The 16603-nt window shown below is 46.8% G+C and carries 23 protein-coding genes; 17 read left to right on the top strand and 6 right to left on the bottom strand.

The window, feature by feature from the left end; genetic code table 11:
- Positions 1 to 51: 51 nt before the first annotated feature.
- The 3 genes from erpA to HP570_RS18045 all read left to right on the top strand — a co-directional run bounded on the left by erpA (position 52) and on the right by HP570_RS18045 (position 2128).
- Positions 52 to 411, top strand: coding sequence for an iron-sulfur cluster insertion protein ErpA (erpA, locus tag HP570_RS18055; RefSeq protein ID WP_015893007.1), 360 nt, complete (start codon positions 52 to 54; stop codon positions 409 to 411).
- 240 nt (positions 412 to 651) lie between these two features.
- Positions 652 to 1236, top strand: a complete 585-nt coding sequence (locus HP570_RS18050) for an RNA polymerase sigma factor (RefSeq protein WP_173626638.1) — start codon at positions 652 to 654, stop codon at positions 1234 to 1236.
- Positions 1211 to 2128: a hypothetical protein gene (locus tag HP570_RS18045; protein ID WP_173626637.1), complete on the top strand. Its 918-nt coding sequence runs from the start codon at positions 1211 to 1213 to the stop codon at positions 2126 to 2128. Before HP570_RS18050 ends, HP570_RS18045 begins: the two co-directional genes overlap by 26 nt.
- Before the next feature lie 35 nt (positions 2129 to 2163).
- Here the strand turns inward: HP570_RS18045 and HP570_RS18040 are convergent, their stop codons facing one another.
- On the bottom strand, positions 2164 to 2745 hold the full coding sequence (locus HP570_RS18040) for a hypothetical protein (protein WP_217364710.1): 582 nt from the start codon (positions 2743 to 2745) through the stop codon (positions 2164 to 2166).
- A gap of 55 nt (positions 2746 to 2800) precedes the next feature.
- On the opposite strand from HP570_RS18040, the gene HP570_RS18035 reads away from it, so the two are divergent.
- The 4 genes from HP570_RS18035 (at position 2801) to HP570_RS18020 (ending at position 5509) form a co-directional block, all read left to right on the top strand.
- Positions 2801 to 3595, top strand: coding sequence for a metallophosphoesterase (locus HP570_RS18035; protein WP_173626635.1), 795 nt, complete (start codon positions 2801 to 2803; stop codon positions 3593 to 3595).
- Positions 3596 to 3715: 120 nt separating this feature from the next.
- The gene (locus HP570_RS18030) at positions 3716 to 4090 is read left to right on the top strand and encodes a cupredoxin domain-containing protein (RefSeq protein ID WP_015892999.1); all 375 of its coding nucleotides are present in this window, start codon (positions 3716 to 3718) and stop codon (positions 4088 to 4090) included.
- A 393-nt stretch (positions 4091 to 4483) separates the two neighbouring features.
- Positions 4484 to 4843 (top strand): hypothetical protein, encoded by a 360-nt coding sequence (locus tag HP570_RS18025; protein ID WP_015892997.1) that lies wholly within the window; start codon positions 4484 to 4486, stop codon positions 4841 to 4843.
- Positions 4844 to 4888: 45 nt separating this feature from the next.
- Positions 4889 to 5509 (top strand): hypothetical protein, encoded by a 621-nt coding sequence (locus tag HP570_RS18020; protein ID WP_173626634.1) that lies wholly within the window; start codon positions 4889 to 4891, stop codon positions 5507 to 5509.
- 30 nt (positions 5510 to 5539) lie between these two features.
- On the opposite strand, the gene HP570_RS18015 is transcribed toward HP570_RS18020, so the two are convergent.
- Both HP570_RS18015 and HP570_RS18010 read right to left on the bottom strand, forming a co-directional pair.
- Positions 5540 to 5830 (bottom strand): hypothetical protein, encoded by a 291-nt coding sequence (locus HP570_RS18015; RefSeq protein ID WP_015892995.1) that lies wholly within the window; start codon positions 5828 to 5830, stop codon positions 5540 to 5542.
- Positions 5831 to 5944: 114 nt separating this feature from the next.
- Entirely contained in the window at positions 5945 to 6955 is a 1011-nt protein-coding gene (locus HP570_RS18010) for an NAD(P)/FAD-dependent oxidoreductase (RefSeq protein ID WP_015892994.1), read from the bottom strand.
- A 348-nt stretch (positions 6956 to 7303) separates the two neighbouring features.
- On the opposite strand from HP570_RS18010, the gene HP570_RS18005 reads away from it, so the two are divergent.
- The 6 genes from HP570_RS18005 to HP570_RS17980 all read left to right on the top strand — a co-directional run bounded on the left by HP570_RS18005 (position 7304) and on the right by HP570_RS17980 (position 10879).
- A complete protein-coding gene (locus HP570_RS18005) occupies positions 7304 to 8494 on the top strand; it encodes an NAD(P)/FAD-dependent oxidoreductase (protein ID WP_173626633.1) in 1191 nt (396 codons plus the stop codon).
- A gap of 4 nt (positions 8495 to 8498) precedes the next feature.
- Positions 8499 to 8750, top strand: coding sequence for a hypothetical protein (locus HP570_RS18000; protein ID WP_007716742.1), 252 nt, complete (start codon positions 8499 to 8501; stop codon positions 8748 to 8750).
- 65 nt (positions 8751 to 8815) lie between these two features.
- On the top strand, positions 8816 to 9304 hold the full coding sequence (locus HP570_RS17995; RefSeq protein ID WP_015892992.1) for an NUDIX domain-containing protein: 489 nt from the start codon (positions 8816 to 8818) through the stop codon (positions 9302 to 9304).
- Between the two features lie 148 nt (positions 9305 to 9452).
- Positions 9453 to 9617 (top strand): YuiA family protein, encoded by a 165-nt coding sequence (locus HP570_RS17990; RefSeq protein WP_015892991.1) that lies wholly within the window; start codon positions 9453 to 9455, stop codon positions 9615 to 9617.
- 206 nt (positions 9618 to 9823) lie between these two features.
- The gene (locus HP570_RS17985) at positions 9824 to 10084 is read left to right on the top strand and encodes a YuiB family protein (RefSeq protein WP_015892990.1); all 261 of its coding nucleotides are present in this window, start codon (positions 9824 to 9826) and stop codon (positions 10082 to 10084) included.
- Between the two features lie 159 nt (positions 10085 to 10243).
- Complete coding sequence (locus HP570_RS17980) at positions 10244 to 10879, top strand: 3D domain-containing protein (protein ID WP_015892989.1); 636 nt, start codon at positions 10244 to 10246, stop codon at positions 10877 to 10879.
- A gap of 89 nt (positions 10880 to 10968) precedes the next feature.
- Here HP570_RS17980 and HP570_RS17975 read toward each other — a convergent pair whose 3' ends face one another.
- Positions 10969 to 11739 carry a cobalamin-binding protein gene (locus HP570_RS17975; protein ID WP_087343247.1) on the bottom strand — a complete coding sequence of 257 codons (771 nt, stop codon included), beginning with the start codon at positions 11737 to 11739 and terminating at the stop codon, positions 10969 to 10971.
- Between the two features lie 12 nt (positions 11740 to 11751).
- Entirely contained in the window at positions 11752 to 12228 is a 477-nt protein-coding gene (locus tag HP570_RS17970) for a divergent PAP2 family protein (protein ID WP_015892987.1), read from the bottom strand.
- 153 nt (positions 12229 to 12381) lie between these two features.
- Here HP570_RS17970 and HP570_RS17965 point away from each other — a divergent pair, with 153 nt between their 5' ends.
- From HP570_RS17965 to HP570_RS17950, 4 genes are read left to right on the top strand one after another with little or no spacing between them, the layout of a single operon-like run.
- The gene (locus HP570_RS17965; protein WP_064201398.1) at positions 12382 to 12756 is read left to right on the top strand and encodes a DUF309 domain-containing protein; all 375 of its coding nucleotides are present in this window, start codon (positions 12382 to 12384) and stop codon (positions 12754 to 12756) included.
- 49 nt (positions 12757 to 12805) lie between these two features.
- Complete coding sequence (locus tag HP570_RS17960; RefSeq protein WP_173626632.1) at positions 12806 to 14302, top strand: leucyl aminopeptidase; 1497 nt, start codon at positions 12806 to 12808, stop codon at positions 14300 to 14302.
- A 47-nt stretch (positions 14303 to 14349) separates the two neighbouring features.
- Positions 14350 to 14781, top strand: coding sequence for a CoA-binding protein (locus HP570_RS17955; RefSeq protein WP_173626631.1), 432 nt, complete (start codon positions 14350 to 14352; stop codon positions 14779 to 14781).
- 30 nt (positions 14782 to 14811) lie between these two features.
- Complete coding sequence (locus tag HP570_RS17950) at positions 14812 to 15408, top strand: sulfite oxidase-like oxidoreductase (protein ID WP_173626630.1); 597 nt, start codon at positions 14812 to 14814, stop codon at positions 15406 to 15408.
- Between the two features lie 514 nt (positions 15409 to 15922).
- On the opposite strand, the gene HP570_RS17945 is transcribed toward HP570_RS17950, so the two are convergent.
- Entirely contained in the window at positions 15923 to 16165 is a 243-nt protein-coding gene (locus HP570_RS17945; protein ID WP_173626629.1) for a hypothetical protein, read from the bottom strand.
- Between the last annotated feature and the right edge of the window lie 438 nt (positions 16166 to 16603).

The raw sequence follows: 16603 nt of genomic DNA, 5'->3' as shown, positions 1-16603 counted from the left end.
CTGGTTGTAACAAGTGCAGGAATGATGAGCCTGTGAAGGAGGGAAAGAAGCATGATTACATTGACAGAGAGCGCCAGTCTGAAAGTAAAAGAAATGCTGGCAGCAGAAGGCAAGCCCGATGTGTTTTTGCGGGTAGGTGTCAGAACAGGTGGTTGCAGCGGCTTTACCTACGGGATGGGCTGGGACGAAGAGATGAAAGAAGGCGACGAGACCTTCGAGCAAAACGGTGTGAAAATTGTTGTCGATAAGGACAGCTACCCATACATTAAAGGTACACAAATCGATTTTAAGGAATCGATGATGGGTGGAGGCTTCTCCATCGAGAATCCGAATGCAGTCGCTTCTTGTGGTTGTGGATCTTCGTTCAAAACAGCGTTGGCTGAAGGAAAAGCGGAGAAATGTGACGACTAAGACAAAAAAAGTCAAATAAAACGGAACCCCTTCGACTTGTGTGGAGAATGATTGCGCACGAGTTGAAGGGGTATTTTGTTGTGCGAAATAAAACAAATTTACAAAATATGGACTTGTACTTATATTAGGAATAATTGGAATCGTACCCACAATCCATACTTCGGTATGGATTTTTTTGTGGCAACCTGTCACAAAATGACAGCTTTGTTTGTTATACATGCGAATCGGAGGTGAGAGGGCTTGGATCATAACGAAATGGAGCAAGTGTTAAAGGAGGTCAGAGCTGGGGATATCGAGCAATTTGGTTTGATCATCGATGCGATGCAAAAGCCGTTGTTCGTGTATTGCTATCACATGCTGGGACACCGACAGGAAGCGGAGGATGCTGTCCAGGAGGTTTTCTTGAAGGCATTCGAACAGCTGGATAGCTATCGACACAACGTTTCTTTCTCGGCATGGATGTATAAGATCGCGTATCATCATTGCCTGAACCTGTTAAACAGGGCGAAGCTGAATCGCGTGGTCACTTTTTTGCGTGCGGGGATTCAGACGGTCAGTCGCCATGAGGGTGAAAAGAAGATTGAAGATACGGAGTACTTGAACAACCCTCTTCATGTAGCGATATCAAAGCTATCCGTAAAGGAGCGGAATCTCCTGATCTTGCGTGTGGTGGAAGAACGCAGCTACGACGAGCTGGCCTTGTTGTTTGATATAAAGCCAGCTACGCTGCGAAAACAGTATGAGCGGGCATTGAAAAAATGTAAATCTTACATGCTCGTGAGTGAAGGCGGTGATAGACATGACTCGATCTCAGCAACCCGATGATTGGAAACAGCAGTTACTAGCAGCCGCCGATGATTTCGATGTCAAGGATCAAGTCCTTCAAAAAATCAAGGAACGAAAAAATATATCGGAGGGAAAACAGATGAAAAAAAGATTGGGATTACTTGTCGCGGCTATTCTTGTGTTTGGGGGAACATCCGCTTATGCAGCTATAAAGGTATACGAATTGAAGAATGAAAAAGGGGAAGCAGTAGTGAAAGTGCAGCAGACTACTACACCGCAAGAAAAAAGTAGCGAAGAAACGATAAAAACCTTTGAAGATGCGCGAAACTCGCTTAAGCCAGGAGAAGGTGCAGCGATTTATATACCTGGACCGGACAATCCGAAAAAACGTGTTTCCTTCACATATATTCCTGTTGAACATCTGACCACACCACCGTTGCAGAAAGAAGTGGGCAGCTTTTACGAGGTACCGGCAGAGATAGCGGGTGGCTACAAATTCGTAAAAGGACATGTCGAGTATCCATTTGATTATAGCCAACCAGAATTATTCGCTGAAATGCACAAGGAGGCTGAGAAGGACAAGAAACAAATCGTCATGCGAAAAGTATCTCCTAAGCCGACAATAAATAGAGTCTTTACGTTGTACAAAGGGAGTGAAGGCACAGAGACAGACGGAGACGTGTACATTGCCATCACGAACTTTGAAGGGGTGAAATGGATCGAACAACAAGCAGGAGAGGATGCAATTGTCGAAAAAGTGAAAGTGCAAAAATATGAGGGAATGTATGTGGCCAAGAAGCTATTGGACGGAAAAGAACAAAAAGAGCTACAGGTTTATCAAGAAGACAAAAACAGACTTATTGAAGTGGGTGCCATGAATCCTGCTTTGACGAAAAAAGATTTACTGATGATTGCCGAAAATTTGAAGTAGATAGCCATGAAAATAGAGGGCGGAGACGAGGGAATCTATCGTCTCCGTTTTGTTTGGAACCAAAAGAGATAGAACAAGAAACCCACAGCGATGATGACCACGATCCCTGTAAAGACATAATCAGTCCATACTAGATTGGTAGAACGGATCGGCATGGCACCAGGACCTAGCGCTTGCAGATCCCCTCCGGCATCGGACTTGATGGCTGTTCGTGTACAGATATTGGTTTCTAGCTCATTTAGCTCCCAATAAGAGGCGTAGACAAGATATTCTTGACCCGGTTGAAAAGGAATGCCGCATGAACCTCCAAGACCGCTGGTGACGATCTGAACTTGTGTCTGATCTACTCCTTTCCACGTGGACTGCACCTCGAAAATAACATCAAAGCCGCCTCGCTCTGGTTTATCCCAAAAGGGAAGCCAACGAAGCCAGTCTGTCCGCTCATTTACCTGGAGCACCTTGCCTGTAAATACAGCAGCAGATTGATCCTTTGCTGTTAAAGGGTCAGGAGGTCTGGCACAACTACAGGCCGACGCAGGAAAAGGCTGGATGAAAAAGGTGAAAAGAAGCACGAACGAGAAAACGATAAGATTACCTTGAACGTTCCTAAAAATCATCACTGATCCACTCCTCTAAACCATAAGACGGAGAAAAGAGAGGATTGTTCCGAAAATGATGACAACGATTTTTTTGTGTACTCTGGTGGGAATAATCTTTCTCGCCTACCATACGACTTATGTCAAAACATCGACAGTGAAGCTGACGATCCCTTCTGTCCCTCCACTTACATTGGTTCATCTTTCTGATCCTCATGGACGAATACGGTTTTGGAATGGAGAGCTGCACAAACTGGTGAATGTCCACGAGCCGAATTTGGTGATGGTGACGGGAGATTTGACACAGCACAGTGGGCAGTTGGCGCGTGTGTTAAATCAGCTAGCAAAAGTAAAGAGCAAGGATGGAATCTTCTTTGTTCCTGGCAATTACGAGAGAGAGGCAGGAAGATTTCAGAAAAGGGTCTATTCCGCTGCTGTTTCCCGTTCCCAAAAAGAAGCCTGGCAGCAGGTGATGACGGTATTGGAAAACGAGAGTGCCGTGATAGAAAAAGACGGCAGTCTCATTTGGATATACGGCTTCGATAACTCGATTTACGGCAATGAACGGCATACGGAAAAAGAGATCCGGCAGGCGAACTTGACGATCTTTTTAGCTCACTCTCCGAACATTATCTCGTTGATTCACAACGAGGGTTTGAAAGCTGACCTTCTCTTGACCGGACATACCCACGGGGGACAAGTCCGCATGTTCAATCGTACTGTCGGTGCTTACAAGCATTTTCATATCGGGCAAAAAGAGGATCCATTCGTTGGCGTATTTGGCATTAGTCGCGGATTAGGTGCTTCCAGGCTACCAATCCGGCTCAATTGTTTTCCCGAGATCACGGTATACATGATCAATCCATCATGAACGCTCAAGTTCAATAATCGTTCCCCAATTCGTCACGGTTCGTTCACAGGATGTCAGATTTTGGATTGGTCTCATCGAGTAAGATGGAAGTGTAGAAAAAGAAGAAAGAAGGGGTCAAAAGTGAACAAGAAGTGGGGTCTATTGATTTCTTCAGTTGCATTGTCTGCAATGTTGATGACAGCATGCGGCGGAGACAAGGAGCAAGCTGCTAGCACGGATGCTGCAGCGACTACTGGCACACAAGTGAATATCGAAGCTAGTAACTGGAAATTCAATCAAGAAACCTATGAAGTAAAAGCTGGCGAAGAGTTCACGCTCAACTTCAAGTCGACAGAAGGCTTTCACGGTATTGGTATCCAAGGGCTGGATGTAGACCTTCAAAAAGATGGCAGCAAAACGATGAAAATCGATGCCGCTGGTGAGTACACCATCTTTTGCAACGTGATCTGTGGACCGGATCATGGCAAAATGGTAGCAAAATTAGTCGTGAAATAATTCGATTCTTTTAATAGCATAAAAACAACAAACAAGCACTTTGGCCTGCATAGCAGGTCAAGGTGTTTTTTCATTTCACTAGTGGGGACATACTACATGGGCAGCCACTCATCGAGTAAGGGAGGGAACCACATGTCCAAGCACAACAACAAAGACAAACGCCCAACGGAAGCATCCGCTGGCTCACGCAGCACTCCTCCGAAAACGGGAGAGAACACTGGGCATAATCTGCGGAAAGAAGACCGATCGTAACATACAGGCTAAAACGAAAGTAGGAAAGAGTCCTCCCTGACGGAGGGCTTTTTTGCTTGTTATATACATGTTTTCGCGATTTTTGCACATCGTAAGGAGGAAAAGTTTTCAAGTCGGTGATGCGATCCAAAAAGGAGATGAGTGACACTGGATAAGAAACACTACTACGTGACCTTGCAAGCGGGTACGACCGTGGCAGAAATCCGCGATGAAAAAGGCTCCGCCACGTACGATTTTGAGATCGAAGCGACCGATGTAGAAGTTGGCATGATGCGCGATCTGTTCAATAACTGTATGCACGGCGATTTCATGATGTGGATGCATGGGCATACGCTATGGTCTGACATGCCGGATCGGGACAACGACGAATACGATGACAACCTGCGGGCCATCTATCAGCTTATTTATGAGTATGGCACGGAAAAAACGAAAAGCGATCTGGAGCAAATGGGCCTGGTAAAGCTATTGGGGTTGGATAGAGAAGAACTGCGTCCTTTTTAACGGATCAATCATAGACGTTTTCTAAAAGAAGAAGGAGTGAACAGCATGAAGATGTGGAAGCAAGGAATGATGACTACAGCACTGGTAATGGGTCTCGCGATGCCAGGTATCGCGTTGGCACAAGATGTGTCTGCAACAGTTGCGCAGGTGACCAAGCCGACTCACGGCCATGAAGAGCATGGAGAAAAGCACATGAAGGTGCAACATAGCTCAAACAGAGGCGTTCATCAAAAAATGTACATGCTCTTGCTGGCGGAAAAATATGCACCGGATAGCGTGGGGAAATGGCAGGCAGCGTTTAAAGAACGCGATCGTTTAATGAACGAGTTCGGGACGTTGAGTGACGACCCGAAGTGGCAGGCGAAGCGTGAAGAACGCAAGCAACTGATCAACAAGCTGAATGAACAAGTGAAAAAGGGCGAAATCACCAACGAACAGATGGAAAAGCAGTTCAAGGAATGGAAAGACAAAAACATGGGGCCGAAAGAAGAACGTGACGCCCGAAGAGCCCGAATCGAGCAAATGAAAAAGACACACGATGCTTTTGACTCGGCGATTGAATCTGGTGATACTGCCAAGATTAAGGAGTCGCTTCAACAAATGCTGGAACAAATGCAAGCAAACAATTCTCGCATGGCGGAAAAGCTGGCCATGAAGAAAAAATAACGATTCGAACAAAAAAAGGACGTGGCCGACTTACTGGTACGCGTCCTTTTCCATATCGGTTACAAGCATAACGGGGGTCCATTCATCCAGAAAGACCTTCTCTTCAATTTGGCAGGAAGGACACCAGCCTGTATGGACGCATTGGTGGCGGGTACGATCTAAGTAACCGTTGTCCATCTTGGCATCGTCTATCTCCCGGTACGGGCTGTAGCTCCCATAAAAGTCATACAAACGGCCTGCATCTTGCAGAGCTTGACCGCATGCTGAACAGGGTTGTTGGAGCGGTGTGAAGCCATTGCAAACTGGGCAGAGATGATTCAAAGTGTAATCGCCTCCTCGTTGCTTCTACTGTGCACGCCAACAAAAGCGGTTATGCAATGGAATGAAAAATCCCTGTCGCAGCCATCGGAGGCAACAACAGGGACGAAACATTTTTTACGATTTGAAGTTGTCCATACTTGAAGAATGACCAGGCTGCAATTTGGCATCCGGATTAAAGTAGGAAACCGCATTGTTTACAGCGGTAGGTGCTTCACCAAATCCGACAGCGATCAGCTTGACCTTACCAGGGTAGGTAGCGATATCGCCTGCTGCGAAAATGCCAGGGATGTTTGATTCCATGCGTGTATCGACCACGATAGAGCCTTTTTCGAGCTCCAGCCCCCAGTTCTTGATTGGACCGAGAGAGGAGATGAAGCCGAAGTTGACAATGACTGCATCGACTTCCAGATCCATTTCTTCTTTTGTCGTGCAATTAGCCAGCGTGAGTTTTTCGATGCGCTCCTCGCCGTGCAAAGCTGAAATTTCGTATGGTGTCGTGACGTTTACTTTGGAGGACATGAGCATTTCTACGCTATGTTCATGTGCGCGGAACTTGTCTCTGCGATGGATGAGGTGTACTTCTTTTGCGATAGGTTCTAGCATGAGGGACCAGTCCAGAGCGGAATCACCGCCGCCAATAACAGCTACACGCTGTCCCTTGAAGGAGTTCAGATCGGTAACAAAATAGTGCAGATTGGATTTTTCATATTTGACGGCATCTGGGTGTTCCAGCCTGCGAGGTTCGAACGCTCCTACCCCAGCAGTGATGATGACGGATTTGGAGTAGTGAGTGCCTTTGTCCGTAGTGATTTCAAACACATCGTCTACTTTTTTTACGACATTTTCCACTTTTTCTTCCAGGCAAACCGTTTGCTGAAAGCGGGAAATCTGATCCTTCAGATTATTGATCAAATCTTGTGCTAAAACCTTTGGAAATCCGGCAACATCATATATGTACTTCTCCGGATAAAGAGCGGATAATTGCCCGCCTAGCTGGGGCATGCTCTCAATGATTTTTACACTGGCCTGCCTCATCCCGCCATAGAAAGCGGTAAATAACCCGGCAGGGCCTCCACCAATGATCGTAATGTCGTAGATTTGCTCGTCCTTTTGCAGAAAATTCAATCCAAAGCACCTCCGAATTAATCGTAAGCGAACTCCTCAACCATTATAACCCATCTAAGTGGAAAAACAGGAGAGAAAATTCGAAGGATGATAGGCAAAAAAACCTTGCAAATCCAATTGGTTGCCGATAAGATGAGGATGACTGTAAAGAAATTGTCACATTTTTCTATGGCTGACTTTGTGCATTTTTTCACAGAGTGGTTCAGATGGCATCGGAGGCAATAATTCCGATACTACACGGATCATAAATTGGGGCATCTTAATTTGTACCAGACCACGTGAAAAATCGCACAATCTTCCTGAAGTTACCATGAACAATGAAATCATACATGATTGGAAGGGATACTGATGGGTACACCCAAAATCCTGATTCTCGGCGCTGGATACGGTGGTTTGCTCACAACGTTGCAGCTTCAGAAAAAGCTCAACTACAATGAGGCGGAAATCACCTTGGTCAACAAGCACAACTATCACTACATCACGACTTGGCTGCATGAGCCGGCTGCAGGTACTGCACCAGCGGATCACGCCCGTGTCAGTCTGGATGGCATTTTGAACAAGGACAAAGTCAACTTTGTCAAAGGAACGGTGCAAGCCATTCAGTCAGAGGAGCAGACCGTTACGCTCGATAATGGCGAGGTGCTATCATATGACTATCTCGTCATCGGATTGGGCAGCGAGCCAGAAACGTTCGGAATTGAGGGACTCAAGGAGCATGCGTTTAGCATTCGCAGCATCAATGCGGTCCGCAATATTCGCGAGCATATTGAATACATGTTCTCCAAATTTAAAAATGAGCCGGATCGTATGGACTACCTCACGTTTGTTGTGGGTGGAGCTGGCTTTACAGGCATTGAGTTTTGCGGAGAGCTCGGCGATCGTCTGCCAGAGCTGTGCCGAGAATTTGATGTTGATCCAGAACTGGTGAAAGTCTACTGCATTGAGGCAGCACCAACTGCATTGCCTGGCTTTGACCCAGAGCTGATCCAATACGCCATAAATGTATTGGAGAGAAAAGGCATCGTGTTCAAAGTTGGAACACCCATCAAGCAGTGCACGCCAGATGGCGTACTGTTGAATACTGGAGAAGAAATCAAATCGAAGACCGTTATCTGGGCAGCAGGTGTCCGCGGCAACAGCATCGTGGAAAAAGCAGGCTTCGAAGTCATGCGAGGTCGCGTCAAGGTAGACGAATACTTGCGTGCGCCTGGCCATGAAAATGTTTTTGTCGTAGGGGATTGTGCCTTGATTTTCAATGAAGAAGGACGTCCGTATCCGCCAACTGCGCAAATCGCGGTGCAGGAAGGCGAGACGCTGGGTGAGAATCTCGCTGCCTTGATCCGGGGCGATCTTCCACAAAAATTCATCCCGCATCTGCAAGGGACACTGGCCTCTCTTGGAAAAGGTGAGGGTATCGGGCAAGTTGGTTCGAAAAAGCTGTTCGGCAGCACAGCAGCCATGATGAAAAAAGCGAGCGACCTGCGCTACTTGTACAAAATTGGTGGCGTCGGTCTCGCACTGAAGAAAGTAAAGCTGTAAAACGATGCGTCACGCGAGCATTCAAGTCCGGGGGCTCATGGTCCGCGAAGAGATGGATCGGTACAACGCTATGATGGAAGTGGGCCTTTATCTGGAAGAGCAGGGGCGACACGATTTGGCATGGCATGTACAGCGTGAAGTAGATATTCTCATCCTGCCTGCCATCGAACGGCTCAAGGAAAAGGGCCGCGAGAGGGATCGGGAAAATCTGCGATACATGATCGATAATGGGCTCCTAGATGACGAGGATGATTGATAGGTACCCCCGGCGAGGAAGAGCCGGGGGTTTCGTTTAGCTAGGACATGAAAGGAGCGAGCCGGATGCGTGAAGGGAAGGTTTGGTTAGGCGCCTGCGGAATTGTCATTCGCGGGCAAGAAGCATTGGTTGTCAAAAAAACGTACAGCGGACTAAAAGGGCAATGGTCATTTCCTGCGGGATTCGTGCAGGAGGGTGAGACAGTAGATGAAGCAGCAGTACGTGAGGTGCTGGAAGAAACGGGTGTCGAGGCAGTCGTGCGACAAGTAGCGGGAATCCGTTCAGGCGTTATTCGAGAGTCCATTAGTGACAATATGGTCGTTTTTTGGATGGATTACATAGGGGGAGAACCGCGGCCGCAGGAAGGTGAGATCGCGGAGGCGAGATTTATGCCCATACAAGAGTTGCTTCATGATCCGTTGTCTTCGACTTATTTGAAAATCATATTGCCGGACTATATCAAACGGGAACAGGGAATGACAGGTCAATCGTTTGCAATCGATCCCATTTTTCAATACACTTCCTATAAAATCTTTAAGCAATCCTGCGAATAAGCTAGATAAACTGCAATGTTTCCGTTTACATTGCGGTTTTTTTATGATTTTTTCGCGATGAACTGCATTGTAAACCAAGGGGAGATTCTGATATAGTTAGATACATCTAAATAATCTGAAAATACATGCAATTAATCTTCGCGCATGTATGCCGAAAGGGGAGCTCAACATGAGACAAAAACAAGAACAGTGCCCATACTGCCATGGCCAAGGGTATTTCCAACTGCTCCTGGGGGGCTCGGAGAATTGCCCTAACTGTGACGGAGCCGGTACACAGGAAGCTCAGAAGGAAGCTGTTTCTTCTCATCCATAATGAGTAAGGAACCTCGCATAGAAAACCGTCGAAGCGAATGCATCGGCGGTTTTTTCTGTCAGGCGTGCAACACATACGCTTGGCTTCTCTTATTGACCGATCCCTCGCCTTTTTGCTACACTTAATACCGAAAATAGCCCGCCTTTCCTGTATTTGCATAAAAAGTGGCAAAAGGTGGAGAAGGTGGCAGGAGGTCTTTTTCGGCGATGAACTTGATGCAATTTATGGTATCCATTGTTCTGTTCTCCGTGCTAGGGTTTGGCATTGGGTTTATTTTAAACATGATTTTGAAAACGACATGGTTTCCAGTTGTAATCGGCGTTGGTGTAGTCGTAGGTGCACTTGTCTATCAACAAATTGTGCCGGGAATTTGGGATTCGCTCATTCTGGGCTGCGGCATGGCAGGTACAGTGGCGAGTGGCTGGACCATTCACACGCTTCGCAAAAAAGGATATCGGATGTTTTAAAACAAGCACAAGCAGGCCGTCGTTTCGGGCCTGTTTTTCTTTTGGCATTGGATTGGAAAAATGGGCAACAGACAGAATATTTCTATAATCAACCAAAATTTGTGTATACTTTCCTCCTCGTCGGGACATGACTAGAAACGAGAGGAGGTTTACCAAGAAATGAATGGAAAGCAGTTCGTAAGTATCGTCGCGCTGTTCATCCTGGTCTTGACGGCCTTCGCAAGCGATGGATACAGCTATAATGTTGTGGGAGACTACGGTGTCTCATCCACTTTTGGAATCAAGGAAACGAAAGAGGGGCAACGTGTCGTCAAAAAACGGACGGTATCTGCCAGTTCTCTTACTCAAGTGATTGATAAAGCGGATGTATTTCACGATCAATATCCAAAAGTACGTGTAGTGGCGACAGGCTACTATGCCGGATACGAATCGACGGGCAAAAATCCATCTCACCCGTCCTATGGCATTACCTATTCAGGTGTAAAAGTACGTAGAGACGACTATTCCACGATTGCAGCTGATTTGCGCGTTTTCCCGCTGGGGACCATTTTGTACATTCCCGGTTATGGATATGGTGTGGTAGCTGACAAGGGTGGAGCGATTCGCGGCCATAAGATTGACCTGTATTTCGAGACCAAGCAGGACGTATTCTCGCAATGGGGGAAAAAGTCGGTGGACGTGTATATCGTAAAAAAAGGCGAAGGCAAAGTAACGGAAGCTTTTCTGAATAGCTTGAATGAAAAAGGAATCGCAGCCATGGCGGAACCCGTCAGCGGCCAACAACAAACTGAATAGCAACGAATGAAAACCAATGGATGCCGCATCGGTGGCATGAAAGAAAAAAGAAAAAACGTTCAAGGCACAAGCTTTGAACGTTTTTTGTGTCATTTTGTATGAATCAAATCAACCAGCTTCTCCAATCCTTCCAAAATGCGAGGAGAAGGGCGGCAATAGAGGCCTTCTTCCAACAAGTGGACCTGATTGTTTCGAATCGCGGTCATATTCACCCACTCTGGGCGATTGGTGATCAGATCAGGCTTGATTCGCTTCAGTTCAATTCCGCACCAGACGACGCAAATATGATCCGGATTGCGTTCCATAACCATTTCCCGCGTAGCCTTGACGTTCGCGACAGGATAGTCTGCAAAAATATTGATGGCACCCGCAATGTCACTTACATCGGTCAACCAGTTTTCCTGACCCGGTGTGTAGATGGGATTCGGCCACCATTCCCAGTACAGCTTCGGGCGTTGCTCGTACGTCGCTGCCTTTTGCCGGATGCTTTCAATGGTTTCGTCAAATTGGATCGCAAGCTGCTCGGCTTGCCTCTGTGTTCCTGTCGCCTCACCGACGAGTCGGATATCATGAGCGATATCCCCGATGCGGGAAGGGTTCAGGACGATATGCGGAATGTCTCTGTTGCCCAGAGCTTCTATATTCTTCTCCATGCCAGGAACAGAGAGGGACGCTACGACCAGATCCGGTTGGAGAGCAGCGACCCGGTCCATATCGATTGTCAAATCGGGTCCAACCCGGGGGAGATGCTGCCACTCCAGCGGCCAGTCAGAGTGATCATCCAAACCGACGACATGCTCATGCAGGCCTAAATAATACAGGATTTCGGTATTGCTGGGACAGATGGAAACAATGCGCATGGGAGCCCTCCTTTAAAAAAACGGATGGAGCAATAACGCAATCATGACGCCTAACCAACCGCCGATCAATACCTCGATCGGTTGATGACCGAGCAGTTCTTTCAGTTTTTTCGCTTTTTCCTGGCTAGGGCGTACTTTTAACGATTTCATACCTTCTAGCAGGTGGTTGAATTCATCGACCAGCTTGTTTAAGACAACGGCTTGCATACCGGCATGGCGGCGGACACCTGCGGCATCAAACATCACGATCACACCGAGAATCGCGGAAATAGCGAACATGTTGCTGCCAAAGCCCTCACGCAGTCCCACGGCTGTGGATAGGGCTGTCACGGCAGAAGAGTGAGAGCTGGGCATACCGCCTGTACTCATGAGCAATGACCATTGCCACGTTTTTGTGGCAAAAAAATGAAGGGGAATTTTGATAAATTGGGCGATCCCTATGGCTAGCAGTGCTGCCCATAAGGGGAAGTTTTCAAAAAAATCCGCCACGGAAAATCCATTCCTTTCTACTGTGCGCTTATCTCTAGGATTATTGTAACAGAAGGGCGTTGTCTTAATCCGTGAAGTTTTTGTTTGGATGTAAAGTGACTGCCAATCTGTGTTACCATGAAGATGGAAGGTTCGAAACGGAGGCATGCATCCATGGGATATCCTGAGCAGTATTTGCAGTTCATTGAAAAATTCAATGATGGAGAATACTATGAATGCCACGATCTGTTGGAAGACATCTGGATGGAAGACAAGTCAGACAAGTTTTTGCAAGGATTGCTGCAATTGTCAGTCGGACTGTACCACCAAGAGTACGGCAATATCAAAGGTGCTCGCTGGATGTTAGGCAATGCACGAAAGTATTTGACTCGTTACCAGCCAGTTCATTGGGGACTGGACGTAACAAGAGTTCTTCGTTACATAGATGAATGCGAGAAATTGTTGCCGGAAAAGGATGTCATTTCTTACACAGAGGCAAAAGCCATGACGTTTCCATCCTTGCGCTTATATGTCGACACATCCTGTTAAACAAATGTGCCCATATAGTATCCTACCACACAGAAAGAGGGAAGAGTATATGAAAGTAGCAGTAGAAAATCGCATACAGCTTGTAAATATCGCGTGTGATGAACTGATTGTCCCGCTATGGAAGGGTGAGGAGCTTTCGCAAGTATACCCGGAATTGGACGAAGCTTTTGGGGGCAGTCTGAGTGGCTTGCAGCAGGACAAGGAAGTTACAGGTGAGGTAAAAGAAATTACGGTTGTCCACGGAATGAACAAGGTAGCCGCAAAAAAACTGTTGATCGTCGGGATGGGTGAACCGGGGAAATTTGATTTCGTCGCAGCCCGAAATGCATGGGGACGTGCAGCCAAAACGGTTGTAGGAAAAGGCAACGGGAAAACAGTCGTGATTGATTTGCCAACAACAGAGCATATGAGTGCCGACCGTCTGGCGCAGGCAGTTACGGAAGCCTTTGGACTTGCCGAATACAATTACGAGGGCTACCGCCAAAAGGCAAAGCGCGAGTTTGACCCAATTGCGACGGTGCAGATTTTGGCAGCAGATGCCGATGCTTCATTGGTACAGGCGGGTGTTGCTCGTGGTTCGGCGCTCGTATCCGGAACGAATCTGGCGCGTACGCTCGTTAATGAACCAGCTAACTACTTGACTCCACGCGCTTTGAAGAACGCAATGGTCGAGGTAGCAGAGCGCTATGGCATGACTGTGGAAGTCATGGAAAAAGCGAAGCTGGAAGAGCTGGGAATGGGCGGAGTGCTCTCTGTTGCACAAGGCAGCGAGCTCGAGCCATATGTCGTCGCAGTTAAATATCAAGGAAGAGACACGTGGGACGATGTCATTGGCTTGATCGGTAAAGGCGTGACGTTTGATACAGGTGGGATCTCCATCAAGCCAGTAGCAGGCATGGAAGACATGAAGTCGGACATGGGCGGAGCAGCTACGATGATCGGCGCATTGGAGGCACTGGGGCAGATTAAACCAAAGGTAAACGTACTGGCTGTCGTCGGTACCGTGGAAAACATGCCATCCGGAACGGCCTTCCGTCCAGGCGATGTCATCACGACCATGAGCGGCAAAACGGTGGAGATCATTACGACAGACGCAGAAGGTCGTCTCGTACTGGCTGATTGCATCACCTATGCAAAAGAGCAAGGAGTGTCTTGCCTGGTGGATGCCGCTACCTTGACAGGTGGTATCGTGGTCGCACTCGGTCATTTCTGCTCTGGTGCTATGACCAACGACAAAGCACTGTTGGATGAGCTGATGAACGCAGCAGACGTGGCGGGTGAGCGCTTGTGGCAGCTGCCTACCTTCGATGAGTATCGCAGCCTGAACAAGAGCCGTTTTGCCGATTTGAAAAACTCTGGTGGACGTTATGGCCACGGTATCATCGGCGGTGTTTTCCTGCAAGAATTCGTTGGCGATACACCGTGGGTACATCTGGACATCGCAGGTACGGCGTACACAGCAAGTGCTGGCGACATGCAACCAGCTGGCGGTACCGGAGCGATGACGCGCACCATTGTTGAGTTTGTTTCAAGCCGGAGTGAATAAGAGGTAGTTCAATTTCCCATTTCAATATAAAAAAGGAGTGTTTTCACATGGCACAAAATCCAAGCAACGAAGTACGCCGTCAACTGCTGGAAGATGCAAAAACGATCGCTGTAGTGGGGCTGTCCAACAAGCCGGACCGCACCAGCTATATGGTATCGCAAGCTATGCAGAACGTGGGCTACAAGATCATCCCGGTCAATCCTGTCATCGCGGGTGAAACGGTTTTGGGTGAAAAAGTGGTTGCCAGCCTGTCTGAGATCGATCAGCCAGTCGACATCGTCGATGTGTTCCGCCGCAGCGAAGACATGATGCCTGTTGCGGAAGATGCACTGAAAATGCAGCAAAAGCCAAAAGTGTTCTGGATGCAACAAGGCATTGCCAACGAAGACGCGGCAAAATTGGTTGCAGATCAAGGCATCGAGGTTGTCCAGGACATGTGCATCAAGGTAGATCACGCCCTTTTGCGGGTTGGAAAATAAGAGACTGAACAATCGGGGAGTGGAAACAACATGTTTATCAACCCAGCGGCTGATACCAAGCGCGATCGCATTCCACCGAATCAAAAACAGACGACAGGCTTTCCTGTCCTGCACTACGGAGAGGTTCCCGAATATACAGATCTCTCTACAGAGTGGAGCTTTCGCCTTTTCGGTCTCGTCGAAGAAGAAGTAACATTGACCTACGAACAAATGATGGCCCTGCCAAAAGGTGGCACCACCAACGATATTCACTGTGTTACAGGCTGGAGCAAGCTGGACAATGAATGGGAAGGCATTCCGGTGGAGGAAGTTCTGAAGCTGGTCAAGGTGAAGCCAGAAGCGAAGTATGTCATGCTGCATGCTGAGCACGGATGGACGGTGAACATTCCGCTTGTCGACTTCATGAAAAATGGCAACCTGTTCGCTACAAAACATAACGGCGAGGATTTGACCCCTGAGCACGGCTGGCCGCTACGCTTTGTCATCCTGCATCTTTACTTCTGGAAAAGTGCCAAGTGGGTGCGTGGGATTGAGTTTATGGAGAAAGACAAGCAAGGGTTTTGGGAGAAGAATGGATATAATATGTATGGAGATCCCTGGAAAGAACAGAGGTTTGCTTGGGATTGATTGGGGAAAAGAGGCGGTGATTATCCGTCTCTTTTTTTGTTTTCATGGGCTTACAATGCGAACCGAGGCGCTGAACGGCCTGAAAAAAGGCGATATTGTCGAGCATATAAAATGCCATCGCAGTCAATGGAAACATTTGAATTTCGGTAACGTGTAGATGGTGATGGTGTGTCTTTGTCTTAATACCCAGTCCAATCTTCAGCATTATAAGACTGGATTCCAAGTCATTCTCATTTGAGAGTAATGTTAGTGTACACAACAAAATTTAAGACTCCTATTAGAATCTGGATGCAAAGGGAAGCAGCAGCAATATATAAAGCTGTTCGTCCTACACTTTTAAATTGCTGATTTTGGTTAAAAAATGAAGCGATCCATACGATTCGTCCGATGGGAAAGAAAATAAAGCTAAAGAAATAAACAATTCCTTTTTCGAATTTGTTCATTTGGATTAACACCACTTAGTTTTTAGAACATTTTACAATATTTGGATTCAATTAACAAACCACACGATTTGTTAACGGTATCGGTCTTCGGAAATTCGTTTCAGAGCATGAGTGCTTAGTTCATCGTTATTATCATGACTCAGTATTTGTAGAGCTTTAAAAGTAGCTTTCTTGTTATAAGCAATACGTTGTCGAACAAAAAATTCGGGATCGCTGGCAAGAATGCTTAGAATCTCAACAGGTACCGATTTATTTTGAGCAACCCAAAAAGACATGTCTGGATATTTTTGAATGACTTCTTGCCAAACATCCAATGGGGCTTCATCCCAAGCTGGAATATAGGAAAGCCTAATCTTCCCAGAAAGAAAAGATATCAACTCCATCACACCATTTTTTGTAATCAAAAAGTTCTGGGTTTTGAATGAGTTGAAACGATCGAGAAACCCATTGTTGGATGTAGTAATTTCGATTGGATGAAGCTTGCTCTACAAAAAGTCGGACTTCCTCAAGGTGTGTTGTATCTTTTACTATTCCCACTGCATAGAAAGACTTTTCGTTTATGCTTTGCTACTTCCGGATTAATTGATAGTGCTAATAGTAAAGGAGCAGTACTTATATCAATAATAAAAAGGTCCCAATCTTGATGAGGAAACAATGATACAAGATTATTATCTATGATTATTGAGCAAGATTAGGCGAATGCCCCAACGAACAAGTTGAACTCATGCGTATCTTAAGGGGTACTGTAATAT

Origin of the sequence: Brevibacillus sp. RS1.1 (assembly GCF_013284365.1) — a bacterium.
Classification (GTDB): domain Bacteria; phylum Bacillota; class Bacilli; order Brevibacillales; family Brevibacillaceae; genus Brevibacillus; species Brevibacillus brevis_D.
The sequence above is the reverse complement of the archived record's forward strand: the minus strand, read 5'-3'. Positions and strand labels throughout refer to the sequence as shown.

Bases quoted from the DNA above. Each gene is read 5' to 3' on its own strand.
- erpA (WP_015893007.1), top strand. From the start codon at position 52: ATGATTACATTGACAGAGAGCGCCAGTCTGAAAGTAAAAGAAATGCTG.
- HP570_RS18045 (WP_173626637.1), top strand. From the start codon at position 1,211: ATGACTCGATCTCAGCAACCCGATGATTGGAAACAGCAGTTACTAGCA.
- HP570_RS18040 (WP_217364710.1), bottom strand. From the start codon at position 2,745: ATGATTTTTAGGAACGTTCAAGGTAATCTTATCGTTTTCTCGTTCGTG.
- HP570_RS18035 (WP_173626635.1), top strand. From the start codon at position 2,801: ATGATGACAACGATTTTTTTGTGTACTCTGGTGGGAATAATCTTTCTC.
- HP570_RS18020 (WP_173626634.1), top strand. From the start codon at position 4,889: ATGAAGATGTGGAAGCAAGGAATGATGACTACAGCACTGGTAATGGGT.
- HP570_RS18005 (WP_173626633.1), top strand. From the start codon at position 7,304: ATGGGTACACCCAAAATCCTGATTCTCGGCGCTGGATACGGTGGTTTG.
- HP570_RS18000 (WP_007716742.1), top strand. From the start codon at position 8,499: ATGCGTCACGCGAGCATTCAAGTCCGGGGGCTCATGGTCCGCGAAGAG.
- HP570_RS17995 (WP_015892992.1), top strand. From the start codon at position 8,816: ATGCGTGAAGGGAAGGTTTGGTTAGGCGCCTGCGGAATTGTCATTCGC.
- HP570_RS17990 (WP_015892991.1), top strand. From the start codon at position 9,453: ATGCCGAAAGGGGAGCTCAACATGAGACAAAAACAAGAACAGTGCCCA.
- HP570_RS17985 (WP_015892990.1), top strand. From the start codon at position 9,824: ATGAACTTGATGCAATTTATGGTATCCATTGTTCTGTTCTCCGTGCTA.
- HP570_RS17980 (WP_015892989.1), top strand. From the start codon at position 10,244: ATGAATGGAAAGCAGTTCGTAAGTATCGTCGCGCTGTTCATCCTGGTC.
- HP570_RS17975 (WP_087343247.1), bottom strand. From the start codon at position 11,739: ATGCGCATTGTTTCCATCTGTCCCAGCAATACCGAAATCCTGTATTAT.
- HP570_RS17965 (WP_064201398.1), top strand. From the start codon at position 12,382: ATGGGATATCCTGAGCAGTATTTGCAGTTCATTGAAAAATTCAATGAT.
- HP570_RS17960 (WP_173626632.1), top strand. From the start codon at position 12,806: ATGAAAGTAGCAGTAGAAAATCGCATACAGCTTGTAAATATCGCGTGT.
- HP570_RS17955 (WP_173626631.1), top strand. From the start codon at position 14,350: ATGGCACAAAATCCAAGCAACGAAGTACGCCGTCAACTGCTGGAAGAT.
- HP570_RS17950 (WP_173626630.1), top strand. From the start codon at position 14,812: ATGTTTATCAACCCAGCGGCTGATACCAAGCGCGATCGCATTCCACCG.